Source organism: Terriglobales bacterium (genome assembly GCA_035651655.1).
GTDB lineage: Bacteria > Acidobacteriota > Terriglobia > Terriglobales > Acidobacteriaceae > DASRFG01.
Genome location: DASRFG010000031.1, coordinates 1 through 12,801, shown reverse-complemented (window position 1 = coordinate 12,801; position 12,801 = coordinate 1). Strand labels below are relative to the sequence as shown.

11 protein-coding genes are annotated in these 12,801 nt (G+C 57.9%); 2 read left to right on the top strand and 9 right to left on the bottom strand.

Annotated elements, in window-relative coordinates:
• Positions 1-207: 207 nt before the first annotated feature.
• From VFA76_15225 to VFA76_15215, 3 genes are read right to left on the bottom strand one after another with little or no spacing between them, the layout of a single operon-like run.
• The gene (locus tag VFA76_15225) at positions 208-894 is read right to left on the bottom strand and encodes a peroxiredoxin-like family protein (GenBank protein HZR33196.1); all 687 of its coding nucleotides are present in this window, start codon (positions 892-894) and stop codon (positions 208-210) included.
• Between the two features lie 24 nt (positions 895-918).
• Entirely contained in the window at positions 919-2,277 is a 1,359-nt protein-coding gene (gene ffh / locus VFA76_15220; protein HZR33195.1) for a signal recognition particle protein, read from the bottom strand.
• A 29-nt stretch (positions 2,278-2,306) separates the two neighbouring features.
• On the bottom strand, positions 2,307-3,296 hold the full coding sequence (locus VFA76_15215) for a histone deacetylase (protein ID HZR33194.1): 990 nt from the start codon (positions 3,294-3,296) through the stop codon (positions 2,307-2,309).
• A gap of 120 nt (positions 3,297-3,416) precedes the next feature.
• On the opposite strand from VFA76_15215, the gene VFA76_15210 reads away from it, so the two are divergent.
• On the top strand, positions 3,417-3,791 hold the full coding sequence (locus VFA76_15210) for a hypothetical protein (protein HZR33193.1): 375 nt from the start codon (positions 3,417-3,419) through the stop codon (positions 3,789-3,791).
• 18 nt (positions 3,792-3,809) lie between these two features.
• Here the strand turns inward: VFA76_15210 and VFA76_15205 are convergent, their stop codons facing one another.
• The 5 genes from VFA76_15205 to dnaK all read right to left on the bottom strand — a co-directional run bounded on the left by VFA76_15205 (position 3,810) and on the right by dnaK (position 9,480).
• A complete protein-coding gene (locus VFA76_15205) occupies positions 3,810-4,205 on the bottom strand; it encodes a helix-turn-helix transcriptional regulator (protein HZR33192.1) in 396 nt (131 codons plus the stop codon).
• Positions 4,206-4,372: 167 nt separating this feature from the next.
• A complete protein-coding gene (locus VFA76_15200) occupies positions 4,373-5,785 on the bottom strand; it encodes an APC family permease (protein ID HZR33191.1) in 1,413 nt (470 codons plus the stop codon).
• A gap of 221 nt (positions 5,786-6,006) precedes the next feature.
• Positions 6,007-7,248 (bottom strand): J domain-containing protein, encoded by a 1,242-nt coding sequence (locus VFA76_15195; protein ID HZR33190.1) that lies wholly within the window; start codon positions 7,246-7,248, stop codon positions 6,007-6,009.
• 16 nt (positions 7,249-7,264) lie between these two features.
• Positions 7,265-7,450 (bottom strand): hypothetical protein, encoded by a 186-nt coding sequence (locus VFA76_15190; GenBank protein ID HZR33189.1) that lies wholly within the window; start codon positions 7,448-7,450, stop codon positions 7,265-7,267.
• 89 nt (positions 7,451-7,539) lie between these two features.
• Entirely contained in the window at positions 7,540-9,480 is a 1,941-nt protein-coding gene (gene dnaK, locus VFA76_15185) for a molecular chaperone DnaK (protein ID HZR33188.1), read from the bottom strand.
• Positions 9,481-9,720: 240 nt separating this feature from the next.
• On the opposite strand from dnaK, the gene VFA76_15180 reads away from it, so the two are divergent.
• The gene (locus VFA76_15180) at positions 9,721-10,944 is read left to right on the top strand and encodes an AI-2E family transporter (protein HZR33187.1); all 1,224 of its coding nucleotides are present in this window, start codon (positions 9,721-9,723) and stop codon (positions 10,942-10,944) included.
• Positions 10,945-10,983: 39 nt separating this feature from the next.
• Here VFA76_15180 and glmS read toward each other — a convergent pair.
• A partial coding sequence (glmS, locus tag VFA76_15175; protein HZR33186.1) for a glutamine--fructose-6-phosphate transaminase (isomerizing) occupies positions 10,984-12,801 on the bottom strand: 1,818 nt, incomplete at its 5' end.

Here is a 12,801-nt window from a genome sequence, read left to right as displayed (position 1 = left end):
TGGGTGCTAAACGACGTTGAAGGCGTCACCCCACGAGACGAGAATTGGTGACTCCGCGAGTACCCTAACTCGTTTACCCGACACGTGTCCAGAAAAATCCGCCTTTGTTCTGAAGGTGAAACAAATTATGGCTCCGGATTTTAGAACAAGAGCTACTCTCGATTCCGGTTTTTAGAACAGAATGGCTTGATCCCTTTCCAGAAGTACTTATCCTGCCAACGAGGAGAGGATCTCTGCCGGCTCCGGCCGGCGCGTGTAGTCGGGATCTGCACTGGCATACAGCACCTCGTGTTCCTTCCCCAGAATATAGGTGCCAGGGGCCGGGAGCTCCCAACTGTCTTCGCCATTGATAAAAGGCAGGTTAACGAACGTAGTGCTGTAGATTTTCTGTTGTGGTTCAGGGACGCGGTACACCAGCCCGAACTGCCTGGCTACCTGATTGTTAGCATCACTCAGCAGTGGAAAGTGAATTCCGTGCTGGTCCTGCATGAAGAATCCTTGGCGCACGGTTTGCGGGGAGATGGCAATCAACTCGGCGCCGGCTTTCTTTATTTGAGGATGGATGCGATTCATCGCCTCCATCTGCGCCACACAGAACGGACACCAGCGCCCGCGAAAAAAACAGACAACCAGCTTTGAGCCGCTCAATAGGGAAGCCGAAGAGACCAAGTTGCCGTTCTGGTCCGGAAGTTCAAAAGACGGTGCCTGCGCACCTCTAGAAAGAGAGTGTCGGGAAATCCCCGACGCGCGCAACGAATCAATAGTTTGGCGATGGATTGCCTGGGTGGCTGCCGGGACGTATTGTTCCGCCATGGCCCTGCGCTGGTCCAACTCTTCCTGAAGAGTGGCACATTGCGCTGCGGCTTCCGCCTCTTCCAATCCCCGCCATTTCATTGAGTGCACTCTTTTGGGTGCAGTTTACATTCCCGGCAGCTTCATACCAGCCAATCGGCGGGCGAAGCTGCCCTTGCCGATCTGCTTGAACATTTTTCGCATTTGCGCATACTGCCGCAGCAGGTGATTCACTTCCTGCACGTTGGTTCCTGACCCTCGGGCGATGCGCTTCCGCCGACTGCCGTTGATGGCTTCGTGGTGCTCACGTTCGTATGGCGTCATGGAATTAATGATGGCCTCGACACGGGTGATTTCTTTTTCGTCCACTTTGTCGGCCATTCCTTGCAAGCCGGAGAATGGCCCAATGCGCGGCAGCATGCCAATTAAGCTCTGTAGCGAACCCATCTTCTTGACTTGGCGCAGCTGATCGCGGAAATCCTCCAGCGAAAAGCCGTCCCCAGCGAACGCCTTCGTGGCCAGCTGTTCTGCTTTTTTCTTGTCAACATTCTCCTCGGCCTTTTCGATGAGAGAGAGAATGTCGCCCATGCCGAGGATGCGCGAGACGATGCGGTCCGGATGGAATGGCTCCAGCGCATCGTATTTCTCACCCGTTCCGATGAACTTGATGGGCTGACCCGTGACGTGGCGAATGGAGAGCGCAGCGCCGCCGCGAGCATCGCCGTCCATCTTGCTGAGCACCACCCCGGTGAGCGAAAGCTTTTTATGGAATTCCTCGGCGGATTTCACCGCGTCCTGACCGGTCATTGAATCCGCGACGAACAAAATCTCCTGCGGATTTAGCAATCGCTTGAGCGACTGCATCTCGTCCATGAGTTGTTCGTCAATATGGAGACGGCCGGCGGTGTCCACCACCAGCACGTCGGAGCCGCTGTTGATGGCTTCCCGGCGCGCTTCTTTGGCCAAACGCTCTACAGTTGCGGTGTTGGCTTCCTCTACCTGGCCCTCATAGATATTCGCGTGCACGGCATCGGCAACGATTCGTAACTGTTCGCGCGCCGCGGGACGGTAAACGTCCACGCTGACCAGCATGGGCCGGTGGCCGCCTTTTTTCAGCCAGTGGGCGAGTTTGCCTGAGGTGGTGGTCTTGCCGGAACCTTGGAGGCCGGCCATCAGCACCACGCTAGGCGGCTGGGAGGCAAACTTCACTCGCGCAGTGTCCCGGCCGAGCAGTTCAACCAGTTCGTCGCGAACTATCTTGACCACCTGCTCTGCCGGCGACAGCGCAGTCATCACTTCCTGGCCGAGCGCCTTCTCTCGAATGCGATCAATAAGGTCTTTTACAACTTTGAAATTGACGTCAGCTTCCAGCAGCGCGAGCCGGATTTCACGCAACGCCTCGCCGATGTTTTCCTCGGTGAGCTTGCCCTGGCCGCGGAGGTTCTTGAAGGCGCGCTGCAGCTTTTCGCTAAGATTCTCAAACATAAAGAAAAACTCTGCTCTCGATTATTTTATCAGCCGGCCTGGAATATCTGCTTCGCCGCAATAACGGTATTGCAATGGATGGTCACAGTGTCTTCCACTCGCCGGGCATAGCCGCCAGCGTAGGTGATCATCACCGGTATCTCACGCGAACGCGCCACCTGCAGCACCAGTTCGTCGCGCCTTTTGAGGCCTTCGATGCTGAGTCCCAAACCGCCCAGTTGGTCCTCGCGATAAGGGTCGGCTCCGGCGATGTAGCAGAGCAGATCGGGCTGGAACTGCCGCAGGCCGGAGCTGAGGGCGTTGTCCAGCCATGCCAGGTACTCAGCGTCGCCAATGCCGTCCGGAAGGTTCACATCAATGTCGGAAGAGGGCTTCCACGCGGGATAGTTATGTTCCTGGTGTAGCGATATGGTGAACACGCTGCCGGAGTTCTGAGCGATGTCCTCCGGTTGTGCGCCGAACATGGCAGCCGACCACGAAGGTAGTTTTTGTCCTTGCGCCTTGGCGCCTCCAAAAATTGCCGCCGTTCCGTTGCCTTGGTGAACGTCACAGTCCACCGTCATGGCGCGGGAAATCACCCCATCTCTTTGCAGACGGCGAATCGCGACCGCAACATCATGGATCATGCAGAAGCCCTCACCGTGATCGGGAAAGGCATGATGAAAGCCGCCACCGACGCTCACGGCGCATCCATCCCGCAGGGCGTTCTTTGCCGCGAGGATGGAGCCGCCCGCCGCCAGCCAGAAGGCGCGAACCAGCTCGGGCGAGTACGGCACTTCAAGGAGCATCTCCTCACGCGGCGACAATGTACCGGTTTTCAGTTTGCGGACGTAATCTGGAGTGTGTACCAGAAGAATGTCTTCGTCACTCGCGGGTTGCGGAACGACGAAATCTTCTGGCGCGGCAATCCCCGTTTGCAGCAGCTGCTTTTTTATCAGCCGGTACTTCTCAGCGGGAAACACGTGTGCCCCTATGGGCAAATAGTAATCGTCGCTATAAACCAGCTTGAAAGGCAGCATCGGTTTGAAATATACGCCGGATGATTAACTTGTGAAGCAGCTCTGGCCAGAGTCTCTGGCGAGCAGTTTCCCTTTGACTGCGTGCCGCATCCCACAAGATGGCGAAGTCTGGGAGGTCCAATGAGTTTGCTCGACAGGTTTCGAAAGGCGGAGCGACGGGGCAGAGAACAGATTGAAAGAGCGCGCCAGAGCTTCGAAGAGGCGCAAAGCATGATGCGGCGAAAGATGCGTATCCATCCGCGCATCAGGCGTACTCGCGAGACACCGCCCACCGTGCTACAGAGCCCGGAAGAGGTTACAAGAATGCGAGCCGGGGAGAATATAGCCAATTCTGCCGCAAGAGAAAGTGCCTCGCCGCGGGAGCCCGCGGCGAGGGCTGAGGAGCGCCCCAGGCCGATCATTTCGGTGAATGGAAAGGATGTAGCGCACGAAGATCTTGATCGTGCGAAATCGGATAGTGGCGGTTCCAGAGACGTCAAGAAACCGGCGGCATAAGCTTACCAGCGCGATTTGTCATTTTCTCTTTGCCGGCGACCCGACGACTGGCCGGCGTATCGGAACAATCGCGCCCTGTTCCGCATTGACGTGAGCGCCTGCCCGATTGAGAACTTCCTGCTGAATGAAGTTAACGAAATCGTGGATTTGGCGCTGCATTTCTTCCATACGCTCGCGCATTTGCAGGATGATGGCAATGCCGGAAATGTTCACCCCGAGGTCGCGCGCCAATGAAAGAATGAATTCCAGCCGCTGCAGGTCTTCATCAGTGTAAAGGCGGGTGTTTCCTTCGGTGCGCGACGGCTTTAGCAGGCCCTCGCGTTCGTATAAACGCAGCGTTTGCGGATGGATGCCGTACATCTCAGCTACGGCCGAGATCATGTAGGCACCCTTGGATTTGCGCTTTCCAGCCACGGTTCCAGCTCATACTACAACAGGCCTCACCACAAAGGACACGAAGGAACACATCGGATGAGGCCAGGCAGGATCTGGAGCAAAGTTTTTTTCTAGATGGCATATTTGGGTGGAGCAGCGAAGGCTAATCAAAAAGAGAAGGCGAGGGTTGGCAGTCCTGGCTTTCTCTAGGCGGTCGCCTGTGGGTTCTCCGGCGCGGGGGCCAGCCAACCGGTATGACGCAGAGCTTCCTTGATGATGTACGCGATTCCGCCGCCTCCGATCAGCAACAGCCCGAAAGTCAGCGAGCTCATCCCCAGGATTTGCTCCTGCTGTCCTCGCACTATTGAAAAGCCCAGCAGCAGCGCAGGGAAGACACCCAGCATGACTGCCCCAAGCATTCCGCCGGGGACGCGAAACGGGCGCGGCAGGTTCGGTTCCCGGATGCGCAGAACGATCAGTGCCAGGAATTCGAGCACCAGGCTAAGGCCGTAGATCAGAATGTCAATCGTGACCAGCCGTTCAAATCCCAAGCCCAGGCAGCATGCCCATCCCACGGCACAAACTGCGATCGCTACCCAAGGAGCCCGTGTTTTGGGATGCAATTTCCCAAACACCTTTGGCAACATGCCGTCCTGCGCCATTGCGAGCGGCAAGCGCGAGTAGCTCATCACCAGAGCATTGAACATTCCGAAGCCGCTCATCATGCCGCCCAGGACGAGCGCTACCCTCAGCCACTGTCCGCCGAGCATACCGGCAATATCAGCCCAGGAGCCGGTTTCGAATGCTTTGGCTGGCAGTCCGGTGAGGTACACCGCTGCCACGGGAACCATATAGCTCAGCCCAACGATGGTGACTGCAGCCAGCATGGCACGCGGGTAAGTGCGCTGCGGACGTTGGACCTCCGTGGCGATAGTGGAGGCATTGTCCCAACCCATGTAGTTCCACATCGCGATCAGCAACCCACCGATGATATCTACGCTGCTGGTTGTGGGTGGCACGGCAGCCGCCAGCGCTCCATGTCTGAAGGGCGCCAATACGACGATCAGCGCAAAGGGAGCGGACAAAATGAAGAACAGCCACAGCGAGGTCACGCCCACTACTTTCACGCCTGCAATATTGAGTAACGCGCACACCGCAACCACTCCTACGCCTACCATCACTCCACGGTGGCCAACCGCAAACCAGGGGACGAGCCGGGTCATATAAGCAACAAAGAGGGTGGGGTAGATCGCCATATCGAAAATGGAAGCTACCAGCGAGAGCCATGCCTCCTGGAAGCCCCAAAAGTTCCCCAATGCGCGGCGTACCCAGGCGTAGTAGCCGCCCTCTTCGGGTATGGAGCTGGAGAGCTCACCAATCATGAAAGCTGTGGGCAAGCTCCAGAGCAACGGGGTGAGCAGAAGAATCAGGATGGCGCGGCCATAACCGGCGCCGTGCATGATCTCTTCTGTACCGTAAGTACCACCCGAGACCATGAAAAACGTAGCGGCCACAAGTGGCCACAGGCGCAGCTTGGCAGAGGTTCTCTTGGAGGAGATCTGTAATTTCTTCGGAAGGGGAACTGGGTGCTGGCTAACGCGGGCTGGCGTGCTTGCCAATTTCGACGGCTACCTCCTCGTGCGATCCTGGCTCTCTGGTCAAATCACCGTGGAGCTGACTCGCAATCGCAGAATACAAGGTATTGATGCTGACGCAAGAGTTTTTTGCAATTTTTTTTAAGGCTTAAACCACGCAGGACACAGAGGCCACGGAGGAGTTCTGTTGCTTCTCAGAGTGGGGACTTTCCTCCGCGCGCTCTGTGCTCTCCGTGGTTAAGAGTTCAGATTTGCCGCCACAACTCCGCGCGTGGGTCTTCAGGGTTTAACCGGGCGAGCTCCCTCAGGATTTCCTTGGTCTTCTCATCACGCGGCATGGGAACGCTTATCTTGATTTCGACGATCTCATCGCCGCGTACGCCATCCCTGGTCGCTGAAGGCACGCCCTTTTCGCGCAGGCGCAGCTTCTGGCCGCACTGGGTGCCTGGCGGGATTTTCAGCAGCGCCCGTCCATCAATCGTGGGAACTTCAATCTTGGCGCCTAAGCCGGCTTCGCTCGCGCTTACCGGCACGGTGAGGTAAATATCGTCACCTTCGCGCCTAAATACCGGATGCTCTCCGGTGCGGATAATCACGTACAGGTCCCCCGGTGAGCCACCATGGGCTCCTGCGTTACCTTTACCTGCGATCCGAATGCGCTGCCCATCGCGAGTGCCGGCCTTGATGCGTACCTCCAGAGGCTCAGTTCGCTCTACTACGCCTTCGCCTCCGCACACCGGGCAAACCGTAACGTTCTTTCCCGTTCCATGGCAGCGCGGACACTGGACGTTGAATTTCATCCGTCCACCGGTTTGTGTGACTTGTCCCGTGCCTTTGCATTCCGGACACACGCCCGGGGCTTCCAAAAAGCCGCGACCCTGGCAATTGCTGCAGGTATCGCGACGGGTAATGTTCAAGCGCAACACGGCGCCACGAATTGCCTGCCAGAAGCCGACCGTGACCTGGTATTCCAGATCAGTGCCCGGCTCGGGGCCACTGGGTTGCTGACCGCGGCCACTGAAGATGCCGGAAAAGATGTCCCGGAATCCGCCACCGCCACGCTTGCGCTCGCCTCGCCCGCCACTGCCCTCGAACATGTCGGAGAAGTCAAAGCCGCCGAAGTCAAATGGCACCCCTTGCGCTTGTCCCGCACCTTGACCGCCGGGGAAGCCGCCGAAGCCGCCTGCTCCAAACCCGCCGCCACCGCCCGCCCCGCCTCCAGCACGGGCATAAGCCTCGGCTGCGGCCGGATCGATATTGTCGGAGTAGTAGCCGAGCTGATCGTAGATCTTGCGCTTCTTAGGATCGCTGAGGACGTCATTGGCCTCGGAAAGGGCCTTGAACTTCTCTTCCGCAGTTTTATCGCCGGGATTGACATCAGGATGGTACTTACGTGCCAGCTTGCGGAACGCCTTGCGGATCTCGTCCGTCGAGGCGTTCTTTTTTACGCCGAGGGTGCCGTAATAGTCTTTGGTCTGGGTTGGCATTGATCCAACCTACGGGTTACTGGATTTTGTGCGGTCCTTCGATACCATCCGGCAGATCAACACCGCCTACAAATGACAGTGCGTCGTCATCCACCACAGGAATTCCTTTGATACCCTTCCGCGAGGGAGTGAACAAATACCACCCGCCTCGTTCGGAGACAAAGCTTAAAAAATATTGCTGACCTTTCACTTCAAATTGCAATTTAATTCTCCCTTGAAAAATCAGCCACGGATTTCACGGATATGCGGATTGCTTCTTCCGTGTAAATCCGTGGCCCAGTTTTTGAATAATTACTTCTTCTCGTCTACATCTACGTACTCGGCGTCTATGACTTCGCCTTCTTTCTTACTGCCGCCACCGTTTGCGTTCGGCTGTGGACCCGGCCCTGCTGCTCCGGGCTGGGCGCCCGCCCCGGGCGCTCCCTGTGGCTGGGCCCCGCGATACATCTGCTCGGCCAGCTTGTGCGAAGCCTGGGTGAGGGTATCGCGGGCCCGAGTCATCTGGTCCTTATCGTTACTCTCGAGCGCCTTCTTGGCGTCGGCTACAGCGTTTTCAACGTCACCTCGCTCCGAGCCGGAGATCTTGTCACCGTGCTCGCGAAGCATTTTCTCTACGCTATACACCAGGGTGTCGAGCTGATTGCGGGCATCGATTTCCTCCCGCTTGGCTTTGTCTTCCGCCGAGTGAGCGTCCGCTTCTTTGGCCATGCGTTCCACTTCTTCCTTGCTGAGGCCGGAAGAAGAGGTAATGGTGATCTTCTGGTCCTTCTGCGTCGCCGTGTCCTTGGCGGTCACGTTCAGGATGCCGTTGGCATCAATGTCGAACGTCACCTCAATTTGCGGCACGCCGCGTGGAGCGGGTGGAATGCCGGTCAGGTGAAACTTGCCGAGCGTGCGATTGTCGCGCGCCAGCGGTCGCTCACCTTGCAGCACGTGCACCTCTACCGACGTTTGGCTATCGGCAGCCGTGGAGAAAGTCTCCGTCTTGCGCGTCGGAATCGTCGTGTTGCGCGGGATCATGGGAGTCGCCACCCCACCCAACGTTTCGATCGAGAGGGTCAGCGGAGTCACATCCAGGAGCAACAGGTCTTTAACCTCGCCCTTGAGGACGCCACCCTGAATGGCCGCACCCACTGCCACCACTTCATCAGGATTAACTCCCTTGTGACCTTCTTTACCGAACAACTCCTTCACCAATTGCTGAATACGCGGCATGCGCGTCTGGCCACCGACCAGCACTACTTCGTTGATCTTGTCCGCGGTGACGCCAGCATCTTTCATGCACTGCTTGCACGGGCCCACCGAGCGCTGAACGATGTTTTCCACCATCTGCTCGAGTTTGCCACGAGTGAGACGCTTCACCAGATGCTTCGGGCCGCTGGCATCGGCAGTAATAAAGGGCAGGTTGATCTCGGTCTCCATGGTGGTGGAGAGTTCAATCTTCGCCCGCTCGGCCGCGTCACGCAGACGCTGGAGAGCCATCTCGTTGCCCTTGGCGTGCAGATCCAGGCCTTCATCCTTCTTGAATTCGTCTATGAGCCAGTCCACGATGCGCTGGTCGATGTTGTCGCCACCCAGGTGGGTGTCGCCATTCGTGGCCTTAACCTCAATGACGCCTTCGCCGACCTCGAGAATCGAAATGTCGAAGGTGCCGCCCCCGAAGTCGTAGACCGCGATCGTCTCATCCTTCTTTTTATCCAGACCATAGGCGAGCGCCGCCGCAGTGGGTTCGTTGATGATGCGCTTTACGTCGAGCCCAGCAATCTTCCCGGCGTCCTTAGTAGCCTGGCGCTGGGCGTCATTAAAATATGCCGGCACGGTGATCACGGCTTCGGCAACTTTTTCGCCGAGGTAGTCTTCCGCGGCTTTCTTGAGTTTTTGCAGAATCATGGCCGAGATTTCAGGCGGAGTGTGTTTTTTGCCCATGATCTCGACTGCCACTCGGTCGCCATCGGGGACCACCTTGTAAGGGACCATCTTCATTTCTTCAGAAACTTCATCGTAGCGGCGTCCCATAAACCGCTTGATGGAATACACGGTGTTCTCGGGATTGGTAATGGATTGCCGTTTGGCCACTTGGCCAACCAGGCGTTCGCCGGTCTTGGTAAAAGCCACCACCGATGGAGTGGTTCGCCCCCCCTCTTCATTGGGGATGACCTTCGGCTCGCCGCCTTCCATGACCGCCACTACGGAGTTCGTAGTGCCCAAATCAATGCCAATAATCTTTGCCATTTAAAAAACCCTCCTGCCGCAAATCATTGTAGCTAAACAAGTTCAGCTGAGACTCTGATCTAACAGCGGACTGATGATAAGACTTGAGTGCGTTACTGTCAAGGTCTTAGATGTCTAGGTTAGCCTTGCGGATGCAGTCTTGTACGAGGATTTTCCAGGGGGCCTGCTCCCCACCGCGACGTACTGCTTCGGTGGTTTTAGGGCGCATCGTAGATGCAGCACGAAAGGTAAAAAGAGCCCATGGCCGCAGAACCTACTTCACCGCGCAAGCTAACCCCCAGAGGCAACCAGGGCACAGGACCGGTTCCAGTGGACAGGGCTGCCCAGGAATCCCCAGAGCCAGCCGCACAGAACGGAGACACCGTGGTGCTGCCCGCGGAAACCGCGGCCGCCATGGAAGAAGAGCATGAAATTCTGCATGCGTCGATCCGTGCTGCCTCTGTTGGCCAATTAGTTGTCGCCACCGTCGCGGTGATCGGACTGTTCTATTTGGCAAAAATCGTATTGGTCACAGTCTTGACTGCTGTACTCATAGCCTTCATGTTGGAACCAATCGTGAATGGGCTGGGGCGGTTGAAGGTACCGCGTCCGGTAGGGGCGCTTATAACAGTTCTGCTGCTGTTGTCGGTCTCTGGAGCATTGACTTACTTTTTCTACAACCGGGTTGTTGCCTTCTCCAATGAATTGCCGAAGTACTCGGAAGAGGTCCGTGGCGTCATCAGTAAGGTCACGTCAAAGACCCGCAAAATCGAGGAAAACACCTCCAAGTTGCTCCAGCCTGCGGACAAGGGCAAGAACGCCGTGCCCGTCCAGGTGCAGCAAGCGCCCGGTGTGCTTCACCTGATAGCGGGAGGGGCCGGGATGGTAGGAAATCTTCTACTGTCGTTGGGCTTTATACCCTTTTTGGTGTACTTCATGCTGAGCTGGCAGGAGCACGCCCGACGCGCCACAGTCCAACTGTTTCCCAAAGAGCACCGTATTACCGCACACCGTACGTTAGGCAGAATTTCAAGCATGATCCGCAGCTTTATTATCGGCAATCTGGTGGTCGGACTGGTTAATTCCACCGTGAGTGCGATTGTGTTTTGGCAGCTTGGAATTTCTTACTGGTACTTCATCGGCATCATCAGCGGATTTGTCAGCGTGATTCCGTACCTAGGCATCGTGCTGGCCGTAGTGCCTCCCCTGGCGAGCGGCATCGGCGTACTGGATCGGTCGGGCGTGCTCCTCGTGATTGCGGCCGTTTTCGTGCTTCATCTGGTGAGCATGAACGTGCTTTATCCAAAGTTAGTCGGCCGCCGGGTGCAACTCAATCCATTAGCGGTGAGCCTTGGCCTTCTTTTTTGGTCGTGGATTTGGGGAGCAATGGGCCTATTGCTCGCTGTTCCCATTGTGGCCGCGACCAAGATAATCTGCGATCACGTGGATTCACTGCGGCCGGTTGGAGTGTGGTTGGGAGAGTAACTATCCACACTGCAACAGAACTGTGGGAACCTTTTACGCCTACTCAACGGTGACGGACTTGGCCAGGTTCCTGGGCTGGTCGACGTCGCAGCCGCGGCGCACGGCGACGTGGTAGGCCAGGAGCTGCAAGGGCACGACCTCGAGGATGGGCAGGAGCATCTCCGGCGCCTGCGGGATCCAGAGCACATGGTCGGCAGAATCGGCGATCTCTTCGTCGCCCTCATTGGCGATGGCGATCACCTGTCCGGAGCGGGCCTTCACTTCTTTTAAGTTAGATAGCGTTTTCTCGTAGCGCACCACTGAGCCGGGATCGTTTTTGTCGCAGGTGGCGAGAATCACCACCGGCAGATTTTCATCGATCAGCGCGTTGGGCCCGTGCTTCATCTCGCCTGCGGGATAGCCTTCGGCGTGGATGTAGGAAACTTCTTTCAGCTTGAGCGCGCCCTCAAGGGCCACCGGATAGTGAATGCCCCGGCCGAGGAAAAGGAAGTCCTGCGCCCGCGAGTACTCCCGCGCCAGCTCCTCGCAGGCCTCTTCGTGGGTGAGCAGGGTCTCGAGTTTTCCCGGAATCAGGGCCAGCTCGTGGATCAGTTTGCCGGCTTCGTCTCGCGAGAGCGTGCCCCGCACTTCACCGAGATAGAGCGCGAACAGATAGAGTGCTGTCAGTTGGGCGGTGAAGGCCTTGGTCGAGGCCACCCCGATCTCCGGCCCGGCATGCGTGTAGATCGTGCCCTGGGCCTCGCGGGTCACCATGGAGCCGACGACATTGCAGATGGCGAGCGTCTTTGAGCCCTTGCCCTGGGCCTCGCGCTGGGCGGCGATGGTGTCCGCCGTCTCCCCTGACTGCGAGATCAACAGGGTAATCGTGTCCGGGCCGAGTATGGGATCGCGGTAGCGCCATTCGCTCGCGTAATCCACCTCGACCGGCATGCGCGCCAGCCGCTCGATCATGAACTTGCCCGCCTGAGCGGCATGCCAGCTGGTGCCGCAGGCGGCGATGTTCAGCTTGCGCGCGGCGCGGAACTCGGCTTCCGAGATCTCCATCTCGTCTAAAAATACCTGCCCCGATTCCTGCGACACGCGGCCGAGCGTGGTGTCGCGGATGGCCCGCGGCTGCTCGTAAATCTCCTTGAGCATGAAATGCTTGAAGCCGCCCTTTTCCGCCATGATCGGGTCCCAGGTCACGTGCTGCACCTGGCGCGCGATCGGCTGCCCATCGAAGTCGCTCAGTTCCACTCCTGCCGGGGTGATCACCGCCAGGTCACCATCGGCGAGGAAGAACAGATCGCGGGTGTGGTAGAGAATCGCCGGCACATCGGAGGCCACGAAGTATTCGTCGTTGCCTAACCCGATCACCGCCGGCGGCCCGTTGCGTGCCGCCACTATCGTGTTGGGTTCTTCTTCCGCGATCACCGCCAGCGCAAACACTCCGCGCAGCTCGCGCACCGCCTTGCGCACCGCTTCTTCAAGCGCGATGGCATGGCCGTTTTTCTTCAGCAGGAAATACTTCTCCACCAGGTGGGCGATCACTTCCGTGTCGGTTTCGGTGGAGAAGCGGTGGCCCTCTTCCATCAGCTTCTTCTTGAGCGCCACGTAGTTCTCGATGATGCCGTTATGCACCACCACCACGCGGCCGGAGCAGTCGCGGTGGGGATGGGCGTTCTCTTCCGTCGGACGGCCGTGCGTCGCCCAGCGCGTGTGGCCGATGCCGTAGGTGCCATTCAGCGGCTTCAGCCGGATCACTTCTTCCAGGTTTCGGAGCTTGCCCTCCGCCCGCCGGATCTCCAGACCCGCGCCATTGCCCGCCACCGCAATCCCCGCCGAATCGTAGCCGCGATACTCCAGCCGCTTCAATCC